Genomic DNA, 19,095 nt, shown 5'->3' with positions numbered 1-19,095 from the left:
ACAAGGCAACAAGTTTTCGCGACTCCTGAGCATAGCTCGCCTATGTGATGGAGCAAGAAAACGCAGTTAACGCAGTAAAAGTGACAAGTACGACGTGAAAGTTAGCCGAGGCGTTTCACCGTCATGACATCCTTTATTTGTTCTACCCGCTTCGAAACACGAGAAAGCACCTCAATATTGGTGACTTCTAGGTCAAAGTCCATGATGGCAAGTTGACGTCTGTAATCGACTCGGTTCTTCATACTGGTCACTTTGATCTTTTCGTTGGCGAACAGTGTCGTAATGTCTTTGAGTAGACCACCTCGCTCCATCGCTTCAACACGGACGGTGAGGATGTATGACCCGACGAAGCCGCTGCCCCAGACAGTATCGATGATACGCTCTGGCGCGTGATGGCGCAGTTCTTCTAGCTGTTCACAGTCACTACGGTGTACTGAAATCCCTCGGCCTTGCGTGATGTAACCACAGATATCGTCACCTGGAATTGGCTGACAGCAACGCGCTAGGTGCGTCATTAGATTATCGACACCTTCTACAACGACGGCGTCTTTTTTCGGTCGGCTTTGCGCTGGTGATTTGTGCTCTGCTTCTTGCAGTTTTTCCAGTGCTTGCTGGTCTTCTTCTTCTGCCGTTGGCTTGTTAACGAGCGCATTAATATGGTTAATGATTTGGTTGATACGCAAATCACCGCTACCAACACCAACGTAAAGCTCATCTGGTGTTTTGACGTTAAACCGTTTGAGAGCGTAATGCTCAGCATCTTTTAACGTTGCGCCAATTTTTGCTAACTCATGTTCAAGAATTTCACGACCCGCTTCGAGGTTCTTCTCACGGCTTTGCTTTCGGAACCAGGCGTTAATTTTGGCACGCGCGCGGCCAGAATGAACAAAGCCTAATGATGGGTTTAACCAGTCTCGCGATGGGTTAGGCTCTTTCTGAGTGATAATCTCAACCTGATCACCCATATGTAGTTTATGAGTAAACGGTACGATGCGGCCTCCGACTTTGGCGCCGATACAACGGTGTCCCACTTCGGAGTGAATATGGTAGGCAAAATCTAGCGGCGTTGCCCCCATTGGCAAATCGACAACATCACCACGTGGTGTAAAGGCATAAACACGGTCATCAAAGACTTGGCTACGTAGCTCATCAAGCATTTCGCCAGAATCTGACATTTCTTCTTGCCAATCCAGTAGCTTACGCAGCCACGTGATCTTCTCATCATAACCGCTTCGGCTGCTTGCCCCTTCTTTATATTTCCAGTGCGCGGCAACACCCAGCTCCGACTCTTCATGCATTTGCTTGGTACGAATCTGGATCTCGATGGTTTTGCCTTCTGGCCCTAGAATTACGGTGTGGATCGATTGATAACCGTTTGGTTTAGGGTTAGCAACGTAGTCATCAAACTCGCTCGGTAGGTGCTTGTATTTGGTGTGAACTACACCCAAAGCCGCGTAACAGTCTTGCAGTTTGTCTGCGATGATACGTACTGCTCGAACATCAAACAGCTCATCGAATGCCAAACTCTTCTTCTGCATTTTTCGCCAAATGCTGTAGATGTGCTTAGGTCGACCACTCACTTCGGCGTTAATACCTGACACTTCCATTTCGTGCGTAAGGTCTTCAACAAAGTCTTTGATGTACTGTTCACGAACGATGCGTCGCTCAGAAAGCTGCTTGGCAATTTGTTTGTAAGTTTCCGGTTGTTGGTAGCGGAAAGCGTAATCTTCAATTTCCCATTTAAGCTGACCGATGCCTAATCGGTTTGCTAGCGGCGCATAGATGTTGGCACACTCTTTTGCCGCCGCACGTCGCACTTCATCTGGCGCTTTTTTAACTTCAATAAGATTACAAATTCGTTCCGCGAGCTTGATAACCACGCAGCGGAAGTCATCCACCATGGCAAGCAGCATGCGGCGTACGTTATCTACCTGAGATGACGCCGCACTGCCTTCCATGTTGACATTGAGTTGGCCAATAGCCGCCATCTCTTCAACGCCATCAATTAATTTTATGATTTCTTTGCTGTATTTCTCTTCCAGAATTTCTCTGTTAAAAGCACCACTTGAAACCAAAGGAAACAGTTGTGCAGCCACTAAGGTGGCCTGATCCATAGACAAGGTGATCAAAATTTCGATCATTTCTCGTCCACGCCACAACAACAGTTCCGCTTGCTCGTTATCGGCTAATACCGTCTGGCAATCTCGATATACTTCGATTAAGCGTGAGGCTGTGTTTTTCTCTTGTCCCAGGCTAGCCACCCAGTTTTCGAGTTCAAACTGTTCATCTTGGTTTAAATGCGCGCTTCTTACCGCAACCATCTCATCATCCTAATTATTATATTCGTGTGGTTTGACTAACACCGTCCAGGTTAGTTCTTTTACCTGCGCGTAAACGCTGGCTTTATGACCACCCACCACAAATAAGGGGCCAAAGTCCTAAAGTTAGGACTTTTCAAACAATGCCATCGATTCTAGATGACTGGTATGAGGGAACATGTCCAGCATACCTAATTTAGTTAATTTATAGCCTTGCTCCATCAAGCTTTGGCTGTCCCTAGCAAGGGTAGCAGGATTACAAGAAACATAAACTACACGCTGTGCGCCAAGCTCAGAAACTTGATCGATGATCCCACTTGCCCCCGCGCGTGCTGGGTCTAACAGCACTTTATCAAACCGTTCTGCCGACCAGACCTGCCCTTCAAAATCTTGCTCAAGGTTAGCGTGATAAAATTGCGCATTATTGATTTGGTTCAAGGATGCATTATTTGTGGCTTTTTCGACCATCTCTGCAACACCTTCAACCCCAACCACGTGCTTAGCTAACTTCGCAATCGGTAAACTGAAGTTGCCTACGCCGCAGAACAAATCTAACACTCGGTCACTCTTTTGCGGGTCTAACCACTCAACCGCTTGCTTGACCATTTTTTGGTTTACGGCTTGGTTCACTTGAATGAAATTATTTGGCGCAAAAGGAATTTTCACGCCAACTTCTTGATAAAAAGGCATATCACCTTCAACAAGGTTTAGCTGATCTGTTGCTGGCATTAAGTACAGCGATGCATTACGACGTTTTGCCAGCTCCATTAGAGATTGAGTTTCACTCGCTGTCAGAGCACTCAAGTGACGCAACGTAATACACGGCCCATTATCACCAAGTACCAGCTCTACATGGCCCAATTGCTCCGGCTTTTTAAACGCTTTTAGTGCTGAATAAATCTCTGGAAGCAGAACGTTCAGTTCCGGCGCCAGCACTGGGCAGTCAGTCACTTGCGCGATTTGCTTACTCTGCTTTTTACGGAAACCAAAATGTAGCTGACGTGTTTTTTTATCGACAAATAAGCTCACTCGCGCACGACGACGATAGGCCAGTGAATCCCCTAATAATGGCGCATCAAGCTCGATATCATTGCCTGAAAATTTTCGCATCAGCTGACGCAGTGTTTGCTGTTTGTACGTCAATTGTTGGTCATAATCTAGATGTTGCAAATCACAGCCGCCACACTCGTGGTAATGCGGACAAAATGGCTCCACGCGAGTGTCACTCGGCTTGAGAATCTTAATCAGTTTACCGCGAGCAAATTTACTTTTTTCTTCCACTAATTGTGTGACGACTTCTTCTCCCGGCAATGCGCCATCAATAAACAGCGGTTTTTTCTTTAGGTAAGCAATACCTGCGCCGTGGTGATCTAAACGCTCCACTTGCACCGCTTGATGACGAGTATTGAGTTGGGTTTTCTTTTTCGGTTGAAAGATACGTGCCATGCTCTATGCCTGATTTATGTCTAATTGCTCTTCGGCTTCACTATTCTTGATTGCAGCCGTTGTGTGATTCGAGTGACTTGATTATGCTTACCGTTTATTAGGTGACGTCACTTCTTTGCTCAACGCCTTATCGTGCGCTTGAGAAATAATGCGTTATTTTCCCATATCCAGACTCCGATGTAATTAGATAACATGACCAGATATGGCTTACGAGCACGTGTAATTACACTGACTCTCGCTCCCACTCTCATCATTGGTTTATTACTGAGCGGTTTTTTCTCATTTAATCGCTACCAAGACCTTGAGAAACAAGTTATCACCACTGGTAACAGCATCATTGAGCCGTTAGCAATTGCCAGTGAAACTCATCTACTATCAGAAAGCCGAGAGGCGGTACGTCGCTTGATAAGCTACGCCCATCGCAAAAACTCTAAACTGGTTCGTAGTATCGCGGTGTTTGATGAACATCATGAGCTCTTCGTGACATCTAACTTTCACCCTAATTTCGAAGCCTTGATGTTCCCCAAAGATAAACCGATCCCGCAACTGGGCAATTCGGAAATCTACGAAAACTCACTGATATTGCGAGTACCTATTTTGTCCGAGGGTCACTATTTAGCTGAGCTGTCGAACGAAAGCCAAGGAACCAAAGCAATTGGTTATATTGCCGTTGAGTTAGATCTCTCCTCTTTAAGGCTGCAACAGTATCAAGAAGTTTTCTCTGCTTTTTTAGTTCTTATACTCGGTCTTGGCTTGGCAAGTGTGTTTGCTTCACGTCTGATGCACGATGTTACCCAGCCTATCACCCACATGAAGAATGTCGTTGACCGCATCCGCCGTGGTCACCTAGACGTGCGTATCGAAGGTAAAATGCATGGTGAGTTAGACCAACTGAAAAACGGTATTAACGCCATGGCGGTATCGCTATCGGAATATCACGTGGAGATGCAGCACAGTATAGACCAAGCCACATCAGACTTGCGTGAGACGCTTGAGCAACTAGAGATTCAGAACGTTGAGTTAGATATCGCGAAGAAACGCGCGCAAGAAGCGGCCAGGGTTAAATCTGAGTTCTTGGCGAACATGTCGCACGAACTGCGTACTCCGCTCAATGGGGTTATTGGCTTTACTCGTCAAATGCTTAAAACGCAGCTTTCTAACAGCCAAACTGATTACCTACAGACGATTGAAAAGTCGGCGAACAATCTTCTGAACATCATCAATGACATTCTCGACTTCTCGAAACTTGAGGCGGGTAAGCTGGCGCTGGAAAACATTCCGTTTGACTTCCGAGAAAGTTTAGAAGAAGTGATTAACCTACAAGCCACGAGTGCACATGAGAAAGGGTTAGAAATCACCCTAAAAGTGGACCCTAAAATTCCACCGGGTTTAGTTGGGGACCCACTACGTATCCAGCAAATTTTGACGAACTTGGTCGGTAACTCAATCAAGTTTACCGAGCGAGGCAACATTGATGTTAGTGTTGAAATGCGCTCTCAATCTGGGGACTCCGTCGAACTGCAATTCATGGTGCGCGATACCGGCATTGGTATTTCTGAACGTCAGCAAGCGCAATTATTCCAAGCATTTAGCCAAGCGGATGCCAGCATTTCACGTCGCTACGGCGGCACTGGGTTAGGTTTGGTTATCACGCAGAAATTGGTAAGCCAGATGGGTGGCGAGATCAGCTTAACCAGCCGCCTACACCAAGGTTCGACGTTCTGGTTTACGGTGCGCTTGCACTCAACAGAAATGCCAATGAGCGAACTGATTGAAGTGGAGCTTCTAACGGGCAAACAGTTGCTGTTGATTGAACCAAACATGCAAGCCGCATCCGTAACCCAACAGATTCTAAGTCAAGAAGGTATCTTAGTAACCTACCGCTCTTCGCTACCGAAAAACGAAGAACAATATGACTATGTATTACTGAATTTAGCGGCGAATCAAACGCATGATGCAGACGTCATTACACCTTGGATAGAACAAGCGAAACGCATGGCTCCGAGTGTGATCCTAGGGACGCCGAGTACCGAACTGGCACTTGCCGACCAAATTATGACAGAGCATCACGTCCAATGCCTGACGAAGCCGTTGTCTCGCCGTAAACTGCTGCAAAGCCTGATTAGCGAACATGTCGAATCACCACCAACATTGAGTGCTCCAATTACGCCAAGCGAAGGGGAGCGTTTACCTCTGACGGTGTTAGCGGTGGATGATAACCCAGCGAACTTGAAGCTGATTTCCGCTCTGCTCCGCGAACGAGTAGAAACCGTCACCGCCTGCAGCAATGGCCAGCAAGCGGTAAACCTTGCGACGGAGAAAAAGTACGACTTAATCTTCATGGATATCCAAATGCCACAAATGGATGGTGTGACCGCTTGTCAGCACATTAAAGAGTTGGAGTTAAATAAAGACACGCCAGTGATTGCGGTAACTGCGCATGCCATGGCGGGTGAAAGAGACCGCTTGCTCTCGGCTGGAATGGATGATTACTTAACCAAACCTATTGAAGAGCATGTGCTACAACAGGTTTTGGTTCACTGGAACCCAAATGCTTGTACAGAGAGCATTGGCAAAGTCGCCCCTTCATACGTTGATGAGCCTGAAGGGAGCGCACCTCAATCCGTTTCTTCGCCTCAGCAGGATGTGATTATTGATTGGCAAGCTGCCTTAAAACAGAGCGCGAATAAAGAGGATCTCGCCAAAGACATGCTGCGCATGTTGATTGAGTTCATCCCTGAAGTAGAAGCAGTCGTTGACCAAGCTCTGGAGCAAGAAGATATCTCCCGTGATGACCTAATTCATGTCATCCATAAGCTGCACGGCAGTAGCTCATATTGCGGAGTGCCTAGGCTGAAATCACTCTGTGCGACGCTTGAGCAAGCACTGCGCTCAGGGATCAGTCTTGAGGAAGTTGAGCCTGAAATGTTCGAGCTGCAAGATGAAATGATTAAAGTCACAACGACTGCAAAATTATACCTTGAACAGTAATCTGCTCGAGAGACAAGAAAGCCAGAGCATCTGCTCTGGCTTTTTAGTATTTTGTTTAAGACTTACAAGCTAGGATTCAAAAATGACCGTCGCCACAGCGTAATGACGCTCATCGGAAATGGACAGGTGAATGTGGTTAACGCCCATCGCATCCGCTATTTGCTTTGCTGTGCCCGTCAATGCGAGCACTGGTTTTCCAAGCGCATCGTTCGAGATGGAAAAATCGTGAAACGTGACCCCTTTTGCGATCCCTGTCCCCAATGCTTTTGAGGCCGCTTCTTTGACCGCAAAGCGCTTAGCAAGATAACGGCCTTGCAGCTTAAGCTGTGAAAATTTAGCCATTTCTTCTTCTGAAAGAATACGCTGAGCAAAAGGCTCACCACTACGAGCTAACGCTTTTTCAATACGCTCAATTTCTGCAATGTCGGTGCCTAACCCTATAATCGCCATCTAGATAGCCCTATGACTGGCGAGCCTCAATCATCAGTGCTTTCATGTCCGCAACCGCTTTATTCAAACCATCAAATACCGCGCGACCAATGATTGAGTGACCAATGTTGAGTTCGTAAATTTCTGGTAATGCAGCAATTGGCGCGACATTGTGATAAGTCAGGCCATGCCCGGCATTAACAATAATACCTAGGTCATGAGCATAACTCGCACCAGCGGCAATCTTCTTCAGTTCAGCTTGTTGTTCGTCTTCTGTCGTCGCATCAGCATAATGACCCGTGTGTAGCTCAATAAACGGAGCACCACACTTTTTCGCAGCTTCAATCTGTTGACGGTCAGCATCAATAAAGAGTGAAACTTTAATGCCTGCATCTGTCAGCTTTTTCGTCGCAGCTTTAATTTTTTCAAGCTGCCCCACAACGTCCAAGCCACCTTCCGTCGTCAGTTCTTCACGTTTTTCAGGCACTAAGCACACAAACTCTGGTTGAGTTTGCAGCGCAATCTCAACCATTTCGTCTGTCACTGCCATCTCTAGATTCATACGCGTTTGAATGGTTTCACGCAGAATACGTACATCACGATCCAAAATATGGCGACGGTCTTCACGTAAGTGAATTGTGATACCATCCGCGCCTGCACGCTCAGCAATTTCTGCAGCGTGAACAGGATCAGGGTATTTTGTACCACGTGCATTGCGTAGAGTGGCAATATGGTCGATATTGACGCCTAAATAAATTGAGCTCATTTTCCGTTACTCCGTGCTCTGGGGGTCTGAATGAAAAATTCACGACTTTTTAAAGGTTTGCCGCCAAGATACGGCTTTAAGGCTATACGTGTAAAGCGTTTTGCCGCTTTTAGCTGCTCTTTAGTGACGAACCGCCGCTCACTGATAGCAATCAGTTCATTCCCTAAAAACGTGAGGTTATCGCGCCTAACCGAAGCTATGAAGCCTTTTTGTTCCCGGTAACGATACGTCATCTCTGGGTCGACGGGCTCGCCAGTACCTGCACAGTGCAAGAAATCTACGCCATATCCCATCGCAGATAGCAATGCTAACTCAAAACGACGCAGTGCTGGCTCAGGGTTCTTGTTGTGTGCCAACTCTGTTAACGCATGCAAATAATCATGAAATAGCGCTGGCATTGGCACTTCAGCCATCAAGATACGGCCAATCAGTTCATTGACGTACATGGCTGAGTAGAGATTAATGCCCGTTAACGGTAAACCTAGGCTTATCGGCTCAGCTTGACGCAAAGTCTTCATTGAACCTTTTCCCGACCATTTAAGTAACAGCGGAGTAAAAGGTTGCAATGCGCCTTTTAAGTTCGAACGCTTACTGCGCGCGCCTTTGGCCATTAAAGTCATTCGGCCATATTCCTCACTAAATACATCAAGGATTAAGCTCGATTCACTGTAAGGGCGGCGATGTAAAACAAAACAGCGCTGTAAACCTTCGGAAGACAGATTACTCATCTAAGTCATTGTGCCTAAAAAGTGTGAAATAAAAAATAAGGAGCCGAGCGGCTCCTTATTTTAATCGATACTGAGTTTTCATCGATGTTGGAGCGAAGCATCTTCGCAGCCAAGATTATAAGTCGTCGATATAGCCCAACGAGCGCAGTGCTCGTTCGTCGTCTGCCCAGCCAGATTTCACTTTTACCCATGTTTCCAGGTAAACCTTACGACCGAACAACTCTTCCATATCTAAACGCGCCTCACGACCAATGGTCTTGATCTTCTCGCCACCTTTACCAATCACCATTTTCTTCTGGCCATTACGCTCAACAAGAATCAAGGCATTGATGTGGAAACCGTCGGTTTCTGGGTTGTAATCAAAACGTTCAATCTCGACCGTTACCGAGTATGGCAATTCTTCACCCGTGAAACGCATTAACTTTTCACGCACAATTTCAGATGCCATAAAGCGCTGGGAGCGATCAGTCACGTATTCTTCTGGGAAGTGGTGCGTTGCTTTAGGTAAGTGATTACGAACGTGCTTACGCAGTACATCAATGTTCTTCCCTTGCTTCGCAGAGATTGGCACAACGTCCACGAAGTCCATCTTCTTAGACATCTCAGCCATGTGTAGCATAACTTCGTTACGATCTTGCACGTTGTCGACTTTATTGACACAAAGCACAACTGGGAAGTTCGATTTTTGAAGCTTAGTTAGCACCATCTCATCGTCTTTGGTCCAATGCGTACCATCGACTAAGAAGAACACTAGGTTTACATCACTTAGAGATGAGTTAGCCGCACGGTTCATCAGGCGGTTAATCGCACGCTTTTCTTCAATGTGAAGTCCTGGCGTGTCGACGTAAATCGCTTGGTAATCACCATCCGTGTCCACACCCATAATGCGGTGGCGTGTTGTTTGCGGCTTACGTGAGGTGATCGAAATCTTCTGACCCAAGATTTTGTTCAGAAGTGTCGACTTACCTACGTTTGGGCGACCAACAATAGCAATGAAGCCACAGTGCTGGTTTTCTGGCGAGCTTGGCTCACCTTGTGATGCGAAAAACGCATCGATATCGAATTCGTTATCAGCCATTTGTTAATTGCTCAAGTGCTGTTTCAGCAGCCGCTTGTTCTGCCTTGCGGCGGCTGGTGCCTTTCCCGATTACAGGCTTGTCCACACCTGCTACTTCACACTCAACCGTAAACTCTTGGTTGTGCGCTTCACCTTTAATATTAGTCACTGTGTACACAGGCAGCGGTTTTCTTCTGCCTTGTAGGAACTCTTGTAGGCGAGTTTTCGGATCTTTTTGTGAGACGCCAGGTTTAATGGCTTCAAGGCGTGAGTTGTACCAACTCAATACAATGCCTCGCACGACTTCAAGATCGCTGTCTAGGTAAATTGCGCCAATAATGGCTTCAACCGCATCGGCTAAAATAGAGTCTCGGCGGAAACCGCCACTCTTCAATTCACCTGGACCTAATTTTAAATAATCTCCTAGATCGAATTCACGACCCAGTTCCGCCAATGTATGTCCGCGAACCAAAGTAGCACGCATACGGCTCATGTCACCCTCGTTCACTTTCGGGAAACGATGGTACAGATCATCAGCGATGACAAAACTTAAAATTGAATCGCCCAGAAACTCAAGACGTTCATTATGCTTACTGTTGGCGCTGCGGTGAGTCAGCGCCAAGTTGATAAGCCCGGCATCTTGAAACTGGTAGCCGAGCTTTCTCTCTAGTTTATCAATTGGAGAATTCATACTCTCTCGATATAAAATGGTTAGTGAATACCACCGATGCGGTTAAAACGCACACCAGTTGGAATCCATGAAGGTAGAACGCTATCTGCGCCACGATCAAACTCGAAGCTGATCCAAATGGCGACAGCTTTGCCGACTAAGTTTGCTTCAGGAACGAAGCCCCAGTAACGGCTGTCAGCACTGTTGTCACGGTTATCACCCATCACAAAGTACTGACCTTGTGGTACAACCCACTCTGTCGTGCCGCTACGTGGGAAGTATTGCTCCACACGGTTACGAACAAGAGGGTTAACCAAAATATTGTGCTCCACGTTACCCAATTTTTCATCCAGTTGGATCATTGGAATACCGTTCGAGCTAAACTGACTTTCTTCAACATTGCTCAGTTTAACTGGTTTACACGCCGATTCACCTTGGCTTTGCACGCAAAGCTGCTTATCACTTGAATAACGCACGATATCACCAGGCAAACCAACAACACGCTTAATGTAATCCACACTTGGTTGTGGCGGGTATTTGAATACCACGATATCACCACGCTCAGGTTTACCTGTTTCAACTAACTGCGTGCGCCATACCGGATCTTTCAAGCCATAGGCGTATTTTTCTACCAAGATAAAGTCACCCACCAACAAAGTCGGCATCATTGAGCCTGATGGGATTTGAAATGGTTCGTAGATAAAAGAACGTAATACTAAAACGAACGCAATCACAGGAAAAATTGAGACGCTATTTTCAACCCACCAAGGCTGACGCTCAACTTTTTGCAAGGTCACTGCATCCAAACCATTAGACGTCTGAGCTTGAATCTCCGCCAGTTTTTCCTGACGCTTTTTCGCGAAAACCAGCTTTTCCAATAGCCAAACCACGCCAGTTACCAAAGTCGCAATAACCAGCATCAGTGAGAATGTATTCGCCATTAAATTCCCTTATCTAAAAATACGAAAGTGAAAGAGCCGAAACCCTTTCACTTATTTTAATATCTAACGTCTTAAGACCGACAAGTGTGAGACAAAGTTCAACTTTAGTCTTTACCTACGTGAAGGATGGCTAGGAACGCTTCTTGAGGCAGCTCAACGTTACCGATCTGCTTCATGCGCTTCTTACCTTCTTTCTGTTTCTTCAGAAGTTTCTTCTTACGACTTACGTCACCGCCGTAACATTTCGCGATTACGTTCTTACGCAGCTGTTTTACAGTTGAACGTGCGATAATGTGGTTACCAATCGCTGCTTGGATTGCGATATCAAACATTTGGCGAGGGATAAATTCTTTCATCTTCTCTACCAGCTGACGACCGCGAGTCTGAGACTGGTCTTTGTGTGTGATCATCGCCAATGCATCAACGGTGTCACCGTTCAGAAGAACGTCTACACGTACCATATTCGACGCTTCAAAGCGCTGGAAGTTGTAATCCAAAGACGCATAACCACGAGAGGTCGATTTCAGGCGGTCGAAGAAATCCAGTACCACTTCGGCCATTGGAATATCGTAAGTCACGGCAACCTGGTTACCGTGGTAAACCATATCGACCTGAGTACCACGCTTTTCAACACACAGCGTGATCACGTTACCTAGATACTCTGAAGGTACCAGGATATTACAACGAGCGATCGGTTCACGAATTTCTTCAATATCATTGATCGCTGGTAGTTTAGCAGGGCTATCAACGTACAGCAGTTCACCATCGGTCTTTTCAACTTCGTAAACTACCGTTGGTGCCGTGGTGATAAGATCTAAGTCGTATTCACGCTCTAGACGCTCTTGGATGATTTCCATGTGCAGCATGCCAAGGAAACCACAACGGAAACCAAAGCCAAGTGCCGCGGAGTTTTCTGGTTCGTAGAATAGCGATGCGTCGTTTAGGCTTAATTTGCCCAGCGCATCACGGAAGTTCTCGTAATCGTCAGAAGATACCGGGAACAGACCTGCGTAAACCTGAGGTTTTACTTTCTTAAAACCTGGTAGCGGTTTTTCACAGCCATTCTTAGCCATAGTCAGCGTATCACCAACTGGTGCACCAAGGATGTCTTTAATACCACAAACCACCCAACCTACTTCACCAGTACGAAGGATGTCGGTATCTACTTGTTTTGGTGTAAAGATACCAAGGCGGTCTACACCCCAAACTTGGCCCGTACTCATCACTTTGATCTTATCGTTCTTCTTCAGTTCGCCGTTTTTAATACGCACTAGAGAAACAACGCCAAGGTAGTTATCAAACCATGAGTCAATGATCAGCGCTTGTAGTGGCGCATCTGGATCACCTTCCGGTGCTGGAATCGCTGACACAATGTTCTCTAGAACGTCATCAACACCGATGCCAGTCTTCGCAGAACAGCGGGTTGCTTCCATTGCATCGATACCAACGATTTCTTCAATTTCTTCCGCTACACGCTCAGGATCAGCTGCAGGTAGGTCAATCTTGTTCAAGATTGGCACAACCTCTAGATCCATTTCGATCGCGGTGTAACAGTTAGCCAGTGTTTGAGCCTCAACACCTTGACCCGCATCTACAACCAATAACGCACCTTCACAAGCTGCTAGAGAACGTGATACTTCATATGCAAAGTCAACGTGCCCCGGAGTATCGATGAAGTTCAGCTGATACGTTTCACCGTCTTTAGCGGTGTAGTTTAGCGTCACACTCTGAGATTTAATGGTGATACCACGCTCACGTTCAAGATCCATAGAATCCAGAACCTGTGCGGCCATTTCACGATCGGTTAACCCGCCACAAACTTGGATTAGACGGTCTGATAGGGTCGACTTACCATGGTCGATGTGGGCGATAATCGAAAAGTTACGAATGTGCTTCATAGATTTAGGGTGACTAACTCTTTACAAATAGGGACAGTAAGAAACGCCATCTACTGACGGCATTTCAATCAAGTTGGCAGATTCTACCGAATTTCGTTAACGGGCGCACGTAATTTAAAGTACATACCCAAATAACCTTAAGTGGAGGGGGACAGCGCTTACTGGATTGGCTCCCCAAGTACCCTAACAAGGGTAACTTGGCGCTTGGATTCATCCTCTAACGGACGAGAAACACGTTTTGCGATCCACATTCCACCAGCTGCAAATAATACTGATGCCAATATGATGATACCTTCCCCGCCCGCGGTCAGCGGCGCTAATAGGAAGTGACCAAACATCGCACCGATAATCAAACCAAACAACGGCAGTAAATAAACCGCCATTGCTGATTTTATCAGACTCGACTCAGGAAAGCCTATCTCAACGACTTGACCTATCTTCACTGATTTATCCGTGCGCAGGTGCCAAGATAAACTCTTGTTACCAATGGCTTTAGTCACAACGCCCGTTCCACAGCTTTTCTGTGAAGAGCAACTACTGCAGCTGGTCTGCTGTTCGCAGCTTAAATCAATTTCGTATTGTTTACCGCGACGATGTACGTCTGTCACAGTAGCCAACGCGGTCATCATTGTTGTTTACTCTTTGTTACATTAAATGTGACAGATTGAGCGATACGCTGTGCTGTGGTCGGCGGAATGTCTCCAACTACGGAGATTTCATGTTGACCGCTCACAAAACTATGCAGCGTTCTTCGGCCTTGGCGAACCAACTGACCTTTTAACGAATGCTCATCTTTGTTTGCTACGTAAACAGAGAAGCTAAATAGACCGTCAGAGTACAGCTGACTCTCCACCATTTGATTGGTAACAGCCATGCGGTAGCGGTTCAGCTCGTTCGGTTCGAAACCTTCAGGGATCCAACCTACCTGCCAATTGCTGGTTCCAATATCGCCTTTTGGCATGGTGAGAACAGCTGGTAATTGAACATCTTGTAGGCCACTCATTAACTCTGCGATTTTTGGATTCACCGTGTAAGAAATAGTGCGATATTGTTCAAGCATCTCACCATCACGGTCCACAAGGTCGGCACGTAACGGCAATTTACTCTTTTCATCGATCCATAGTACGTATGAATAGCGCAGACCGTCTTTAGGGACGACACGCAGCACTTGTGTTGCTACACCTGCTTCACGAGCTCTACCCACTTTTACATAGTCGTAATACAAGTTTAGCTCATCGATATTGGTGTTGAGCATAGGCATGGTCGGAGCGACCATTTTACCTGACTCGATGGTGAATGGTTCTAAACCCGTTTCGATATAGCTTACTTCTGTGCCACGACGAATCACTTCGCGCACAGGGCCACTTAAATAAACAAGATGAGCATATTGATCGTCACCATGCGTCGCATGACGATACAGCAACGGCTCAATGCTGTTCTTTTTGATAAGGATATAAGAGAGTTCGTAACTTAAATTCTTACTCGCCTCGCTCATTTGATGCAATAAAGCCTCCGCTGGCTTATCACCAGCAAAGGCTTGAGAAGACATCATACTGAACAGAGCGCAAGCGCTGATCAGAAATTTTTTCATTCAATATCCGGATTCAGATTTGCATCTTGTTGAGATGCATCACTGTTAATTCGTAACTGCAATTCATAGTCTCGCAGCATAGCATGAACACGCTTACGTTGCTCTTGCATATTTGCTTCACCTACAGAACGCTCAACAGACTCACGAGTTAAACTCACAGGCTCTGCGCTGCCAGCAAACGGAACTGTCTGCAACACAGGCAATTGGTCTGTTTGCGGCGACATTGAATCGCTACCACCGTACTGCTGTACACCTAAAATAACGACAAGCGATACACATGCAGCAACAGCAACTTGACCAAACTGTGTCAACCAACCTGGCAACTGACGTTTTGCTTTTTGCGGTTCTGGTTGCGACTCTTTTGGCGTATCAGCAATTGAGATAACATTTGCACCGTGCGAATCAAACGCACGATGTGCAGGTTCATCTTCTAACGCTAACGCCACGCTTTCAGCAATATTCCACTCAGGTTTTGCTGGCGCTTCGCCTCGCATCACATCACCAATCAGGTGATAGTTCTGCCAAGCATCACGGCTCTCTTGGTCTTGCTCTAACTCTTGAATTAAAGCCTTATCGACCAATTCTCCATCCATGAGAGCTGAAAGTTTTTCTTTGTCAGCCATTATTTTCACCATAGTTATTACTTGTACTAGCGTTGCAAAAGAGGTCTGATTTTCTTTTCCACCGCCTCACGAGCACGGAAGATACGCGATCGTACCGTTCCTACCGGGCAATCCATCACTTCTGCAATTTCTTCATAACTCAAGCCATCGAGCTCTCGTAATGTCATTGCGGTTTTTAAATCTTCAGGTAAAGCTTCGATTGCACTGAACACCACCCGTTGCAATTCTTTGGACAACGTTAAGTTCTCAGGGTTCGATATTTCTTTAAGTGCACTACCTGTTTCGTAAAATTCAGCATCTTCAGCATCGACATCTGTCGCTGGAGGTCTACGCCCTTGAGCAACAATGTGATTTTTCGCAGTATTCACTGCAATGCGATACAGCCACGTATAAAACGCACTCTCCCCACGAAAGCTGGGAATAGCTCGGTAAGCTTTAATAAACGCTTCTTGTGCTACATCTGGTACATCGCCAGGATTACTAACGTATCTGGAAATAAGATTACATACCTTGTTCTGGTACTTCGTTACCAGCAGGTTGAATGCTTGCTTATCGCCATTCTGAACTCGCTCAATCAATACTTGATCGGTCAGTTGCTCGTTCATTCGAGCGGATACTCCTATTTGTTATGCCCCTACTCTTCTCAGATATGGGTACTAATTATGCAAAACGTAGTATTGACACCACTGCTTACTTGAGCACTATTGTGACCCTAACGTGAATGAGAAAGTTCCATGGTTTCTCAAGTTTTTTGTCATTGTTTTTTCACAGTGTGATGTCTATACCCAAATGACCACCGTTGCCTGACTTTAGTCTAAGTTTGACAAGCGAGCATCTTGAGGGGAAATGGGTATAATGAATGATCTCTGTCCCAGATTGTGCTGGGTCGAGCATGGAAAAGCAATGGCATTGACAAACTATTACTTTTCATTTGCATGGCTAATGGCTATCTGAACACCGCGTTACAAATATAACTTAGGAAGCATGCTCATGCTCTGCATGAAAAAGAAGAGTGGCTCAGTCACCGCAGTAACACGGATGTCGATAGGTCTCCCAACTTAGCCCTTGCGACAGGTGTCGCGATAATGGAATGCACATGGTGTGCAAATAATACACAAGGTGACTTTGTTACCTTAGCTTGGGATTATAAAAGTTATATGAACACAAATCGTGAACATGAGTGTGATGTGTTAGTGGTAGGGAGTGGCGCGGCTGGTTTGTCGTTGGCTTTGCGCGTTGCTAACCACTGTAAAGTGATGGTGCTGAGTAAAGGGCCGCGCAGCGAAGGGGCGACCTATTATGCCCAGGGTGGTATTGCTGCTGTATTTGATGAGTCAGACACCATTGATTCACACGTTGAAGACACGCAAATCGCCGGCGATGGTATTTGTGACGAAGATACCGTGAGGTTCATTGCTGAACATTCAAAAGAGTGCGTACAGTGGTTGATCGACGGTGGTGTCCCATTTGATCGTGAAGAGGATGACTCTGACGATGAGCCTCGTTATCACTTAACTCGTGAAGGTGGCCATAGCCGTCGTCGTATTCTTCACGCGGCAGATGCAACAGGTATGGCGATGCAAACCTCTCTGCAAGATAACGCTCACAACCATCCAAATATTCATGTTCTCGAACGTCACAATGCGCTGGACTTAATCACCGAAGACAAAATTGGCGGTGATAAAAACAAAGTTATCGGTGCTTATATTTGGAACCGCAACGAAGAGCATGTCGAAACCGTGCGGGCCAAATTTGTGGTTCTCGCTACAGGTGGCGCTTCAAAAGTTTATCAATACACCTCTAACCCAGATGTTTCGTCTGGTGATGGTATTGCCATTGCTTGGCGTGCAGGGTGTCGTGTGGCAAATATGGAGTTTAACCAGTTCCACCCGACGTGTTTATACCACCCCGAGGCGCGTAACTTCTTGTTGACCGAAGCGTTACGTGGTGAAGGTGCTTACCTGCGTCGTCCAGATGGTTCTCGCTTTATGCCAGATTTCGATGAACGTAAAGAGCTTGCTCCGCGTGACGTCGTGGCTCGTGCTATCGACTTCGAAATGAAGCGTTTAGGTGCCGACTGTATGTATCTCGACATCAGCCATAAGCCTGCGGACTTTATTACGAAACACTTCCCAACCATTTACTCACGCTTGATGGACTTGGGCATTGATATGACCAAAGAGCCAATCCCAATCGTACCTGCTGCGCACTACACTTGTGGCGGTGTCATGGTGGATAGAAATGGCTGCACCGATCTTAAAAACTTGTATGCGATTGGCGAAGTCAGCTATACAGGGCTGCATGGTGCTAACCGCATGGCATCAAATTCACTTCTCGAATGCGTGGTTTATGCTTGGTCTGCGGCGAAAGATATTCTAAAACATCACACTAACGTGGAGCTTCCTTCACAGGTGCCATGTTGGGATGAAAGTAAAGTGACCAACAGTGATGAAGAAGTGATCATTCAGCACAACTGGCACGAGCTTCGTCTGTTTATGTGGGACTACATGGGCATTGTACGAACTGACAAGCGTTTAGAACGCGCCTTGCGCCGTATCCAACTGTTGCAACAAGAAACGCATGAGTACTACAGCAATTTCCGTGTCTCGAACAACTTATTAGAACTGCGTAACCTTTTACAAGTAGCAGAGCTGATGGTTCGTTGTGCGATGCAGCGTAAAGAGAGTCGAGGTTTGCACTACACGCTTGATTATCCGAACCAACTGGAAAACAGCGGACCAACGATTTTGGTTCCAGCTAAACAGCTTTAATTCGACAAAATAAACTATTACATCAACAGGGAGCATTGGCTCCCTGTTTCATTTCCCACTGGCGTAATACCAAAGATAATTGACGGTAATGCTGATCGTCACAGCTATCACGCCAAATCGTGACGCTACGGCCAGACTGCAATCGAAATGTTATCTTGAATGGCAATGTCGATGTATCGATTCGTTGTAACTGATCCTTTTCAGGCTCAAGAGCCGCCGAACATTCACTATACTCAAGGGCCTCAAACCTAACCGAGCCATCGCAATGCACATACCAATAACCCTGACTTGTCGGTTTAACAAAGCCTTGGCTCAATAGTGCCTTAACAATCATTAATAACAAATAAATCGATAATACGAGAGGGATGCTAGAGAGGGTAACGGCCCAAGTCATCAGTAAGAAAAGTATTACATTGAGAACTCGGGCAGTCAGAGAGGGAGAAGCGGTAAAATTAACGAACTTTGCTGAGGTTATGGGCGACAATTTTATCAACCATTGCAGCATGACCTAAGTTTTCGCTGCGGCCATGCCCCATTATCCAAGTAAACAGATCAGGATCATCGCATTCAAGTAAAGAAACAAAGTCACGCTGCTCTTGTTCACTCAGAGTATCAAAGCACTCTTCAAAAAACGGCATAATTACTACGTCAAGCTCAAGCATGCCTCGACGACAAGCCCATTTAATACGCGCTTTTTCTTCCGGAGTGTACATTCACTATTCCTTCATAGATGTCTTGTTGTTAGTGCGGAGTGTAACAAGGGATGTGCTACGTCACTAGTGTGCGGGTCACAATACGATAGTGAAAGCAGACAAATGTTGATTCGTAAATCGCTCCCCTAGTATCTCAAGGTTATTTGGGTATAA

The 19,095-nt window shown here is 46.1% G+C and carries 17 protein-coding genes; 2 read left to right on the top strand and 15 right to left on the bottom strand.

Features of this window, described 5'->3' with window-relative positions; genetic code table 11:
- Window positions 1-101: 101 nt before the first annotated feature.
- Both relA and rlmD read right to left on the bottom strand, forming a co-directional pair.
- Window positions 102-2,321 carry a GTP diphosphokinase gene (gene relA / locus D8S93_RS00405; protein ID WP_005393896.1) on the bottom strand — a complete coding sequence of 740 codons (2,220 nt, stop codon included), beginning with the start codon at window positions 2,319-2,321 and terminating at the stop codon, window positions 102-104.
- 123 nt (window positions 2,322-2,444) lie between these two features.
- Window positions 2,445-3,764, bottom strand: a complete 1,320-nt coding sequence (rlmD, locus tag D8S93_RS00400; protein WP_152811553.1) for a 23S rRNA (uracil(1939)-C(5))-methyltransferase RlmD — start codon at window positions 3,762-3,764, stop codon at window positions 2,445-2,447.
- A gap of 192 nt (window positions 3,765-3,956) precedes the next feature.
- Between rlmD and barA the strand changes: the two genes are divergently transcribed.
- Window positions 3,957-6,755: a two-component sensor histidine kinase BarA gene (gene barA / locus D8S93_RS00390; RefSeq protein ID WP_005393899.1), complete on the top strand. Its 2,799-nt coding sequence runs from the start codon at window positions 3,957-3,959 to the stop codon at window positions 6,753-6,755.
- 69 nt (window positions 6,756-6,824) lie between these two features.
- Here the strand turns inward: barA and acpS are convergent, their stop codons facing one another.
- The 11 genes from acpS to rpoE all read right to left on the bottom strand — a co-directional run bounded on the left by acpS (window position 6,825) and on the right by rpoE (window position 16,063).
- A complete protein-coding gene (acpS, locus tag D8S93_RS00385) occupies window positions 6,825-7,205 on the bottom strand; it encodes a holo-ACP synthase (protein ID WP_012841407.1) in 381 nt (126 codons plus the stop codon).
- Window positions 7,206-7,215: 10 nt separating this feature from the next.
- A complete protein-coding gene (gene pdxJ / locus D8S93_RS00380) occupies window positions 7,216-7,950 on the bottom strand; it encodes a pyridoxine 5'-phosphate synthase (protein WP_152811551.1) in 735 nt (244 codons plus the stop codon).
- Complete coding sequence (gene recO, locus D8S93_RS00375) at window positions 7,947-8,678, bottom strand: DNA repair protein RecO (protein ID WP_151515119.1); 732 nt, start codon at window positions 8,676-8,678, stop codon at window positions 7,947-7,949. Before recO ends, pdxJ begins: the two co-directional genes overlap by 4 nt.
- Before the next feature lie 115 nt (window positions 8,679-8,793).
- Window positions 8,794-9,756, bottom strand: a complete 963-nt coding sequence (gene era / locus D8S93_RS00370) for a GTPase Era (protein WP_006743309.1) — start codon at window positions 9,754-9,756, stop codon at window positions 8,794-8,796.
- The gene (gene rnc, locus D8S93_RS00365; protein ID WP_005393907.1) at window positions 9,749-10,426 is read right to left on the bottom strand and encodes a ribonuclease III; all 678 of its coding nucleotides are present in this window, start codon (window positions 10,424-10,426) and stop codon (window positions 9,749-9,751) included. Before rnc ends, era begins: the two co-directional genes overlap by 8 nt.
- Window positions 10,427-10,446: 20 nt before the next feature.
- The gene (gene lepB / locus D8S93_RS00360) at window positions 10,447-11,346 is read right to left on the bottom strand and encodes a signal peptidase I (RefSeq protein ID WP_005380933.1); all 900 of its coding nucleotides are present in this window, start codon (window positions 11,344-11,346) and stop codon (window positions 10,447-10,449) included.
- Between the two features lie 104 nt (window positions 11,347-11,450).
- Window positions 11,451-13,244 carry a translation elongation factor 4 gene (gene lepA / locus D8S93_RS00355; RefSeq protein WP_005393909.1) on the bottom strand — a complete coding sequence of 598 codons (1,794 nt, stop codon included), beginning with the start codon at window positions 13,242-13,244 and terminating at the stop codon, window positions 11,451-11,453.
- Window positions 13,245-13,402: 158 nt separating this feature from the next.
- Window positions 13,403-13,873, bottom strand: a complete 471-nt coding sequence (locus D8S93_RS00350; RefSeq protein WP_005384575.1) for a SoxR reducing system RseC family protein — start codon at window positions 13,871-13,873, stop codon at window positions 13,403-13,405.
- Window positions 13,870-14,835: a sigma-E factor regulatory protein RseB gene (gene rseB, locus D8S93_RS00345; protein WP_005393918.1), complete on the bottom strand. Its 966-nt coding sequence runs from the start codon at window positions 14,833-14,835 to the stop codon at window positions 13,870-13,872. Before rseB ends, D8S93_RS00350 begins: the two co-directional genes overlap by 4 nt.
- The gene (locus D8S93_RS00340) at window positions 14,832-15,458 is read right to left on the bottom strand and encodes a sigma-E factor negative regulatory protein (RefSeq protein ID WP_046875100.1); all 627 of its coding nucleotides are present in this window, start codon (window positions 15,456-15,458) and stop codon (window positions 14,832-14,834) included. Before D8S93_RS00340 ends, rseB begins: the two co-directional genes overlap by 4 nt.
- A 26-nt stretch (window positions 15,459-15,484) precedes the next feature.
- Window positions 15,485-16,063 carry an RNA polymerase sigma factor RpoE gene (rpoE, locus tag D8S93_RS00335; protein WP_005380946.1) on the bottom strand — a complete coding sequence of 193 codons (579 nt, stop codon included), beginning with the start codon at window positions 16,061-16,063 and terminating at the stop codon, window positions 15,485-15,487.
- 552 nt (window positions 16,064-16,615) lie between these two features.
- On the opposite strand from rpoE, the gene nadB reads away from it, so the two are divergent.
- Window positions 16,616-18,229, top strand: coding sequence for an L-aspartate oxidase (nadB, locus tag D8S93_RS00325; protein WP_031780368.1), 1,614 nt, complete (start codon window positions 16,616-16,618; stop codon window positions 18,227-18,229).
- Window positions 18,230-18,251: 22 nt separating this feature from the next.
- Here nadB and D8S93_RS25340 read toward each other — a convergent pair whose 3' ends face one another.
- The gene (locus D8S93_RS25340; protein WP_319802941.1) at window positions 18,252-18,734 is read right to left on the bottom strand and encodes a protein YgfX; all 483 of its coding nucleotides are present in this window, start codon (window positions 18,732-18,734) and stop codon (window positions 18,252-18,254) included.
- Window positions 18,682-18,942 (bottom strand): succinate dehydrogenase assembly factor 2, encoded by a 261-nt coding sequence (locus D8S93_RS00315; protein WP_005393925.1) that lies wholly within the window; start codon window positions 18,940-18,942, stop codon window positions 18,682-18,684. The genes D8S93_RS25340 and D8S93_RS00315 overlap by 53 nt, the downstream gene beginning before the upstream one ends.
- Window positions 18,943-19,095: the final 153 nt, after the last annotated feature.

The organism is Vibrio sp. VGrn 2, assembly GCF_009361695.1.
GTDB lineage: Bacteria > Pseudomonadota > Gammaproteobacteria > Enterobacterales > Vibrionaceae > Vibrio > Vibrio diabolicus.
The sequence above is the reverse complement of the archived record's forward strand: the minus strand, read 5'-3'. Positions and strand labels throughout refer to the sequence as shown.

Excerpts from the sequence above, each read along its gene's own strand:
- era (WP_006743309.1), bottom strand. The coding sequence starts at position 9,756 with ATGGCTGATAACGAATTCGATATCGATGCGTTTTTCGCATCACAAGGT.
- rpoE (WP_005380946.1), bottom strand. The coding sequence starts at position 16,063 with ATGAACGAGCAACTGACCGATCAAGTATTGATTGAGCGAGTTCAGAAT.
- acpS (WP_012841407.1), bottom strand. The coding sequence starts at position 7,205 with ATGGCGATTATAGGGTTAGGCACCGACATTGCAGAAATTGAGCGTATT.
- relA (WP_005393896.1), bottom strand. The coding sequence starts at position 2,321 with ATGGTTGCGGTAAGAAGCGCGCATTTAAACCAAGATGAACAGTTTGAA.
- barA (WP_005393899.1), top strand. The coding sequence starts at position 3,957 with ATGACCAGATATGGCTTACGAGCACGTGTAATTACACTGACTCTCGCT.
- lepA (WP_005393909.1), bottom strand. The coding sequence starts at position 13,244 with ATGAAGCACATTCGTAACTTTTCGATTATCGCCCACATCGACCATGGT.
- D8S93_RS00315 (WP_005393925.1), bottom strand. The coding sequence starts at position 18,942 with ATGTACACTCCGGAAGAAAAAGCGCGTATTAAATGGGCTTGTCGTCGA.
- rnc (WP_005393907.1), bottom strand. The coding sequence starts at position 10,426 with ATGAATTCTCCAATTGATAAACTAGAGAGAAAGCTCGGCTACCAGTTT.
- nadB (WP_031780368.1), top strand. The coding sequence starts at position 16,616 with ATGAACACAAATCGTGAACATGAGTGTGATGTGTTAGTGGTAGGGAGT.
- lepB (WP_005380933.1), bottom strand. The coding sequence starts at position 11,346 with ATGGCGAATACATTCTCACTGATGCTGGTTATTGCGACTTTGGTAACT.
- D8S93_RS00350 (WP_005384575.1), bottom strand. The coding sequence starts at position 13,873 with ATGATGACCGCGTTGGCTACTGTGACAGACGTACATCGTCGCGGTAAA.
- recO (WP_151515119.1), bottom strand. The coding sequence starts at position 8,678 with ATGAGTAATCTGTCTTCCGAAGGTTTACAGCGCTGTTTTGTTTTACAT.
- pdxJ (WP_152811551.1), bottom strand. The coding sequence starts at position 7,950 with ATGAGCTCAATTTATTTAGGCGTCAATATCGACCATATTGCCACTCTA.
- D8S93_RS25340 (WP_319802941.1), bottom strand. The coding sequence starts at position 18,734 with ATGCTGCAATGGTTGATAAAATTGTCGCCCATAACCTCAGCAAAGTTC.
- D8S93_RS00340 (WP_046875100.1), bottom strand. The coding sequence starts at position 15,458 with ATGGCTGACAAAGAAAAACTTTCAGCTCTCATGGATGGAGAATTGGTC.
- rlmD (WP_152811553.1), bottom strand. The coding sequence starts at position 3,764 with ATGGCACGTATCTTTCAACCGAAAAAGAAAACCCAACTCAATACTCGT.
- rseB (WP_005393918.1), bottom strand. The coding sequence starts at position 14,835 with ATGAAAAAATTTCTGATCAGCGCTTGCGCTCTGTTCAGTATGATGTCT.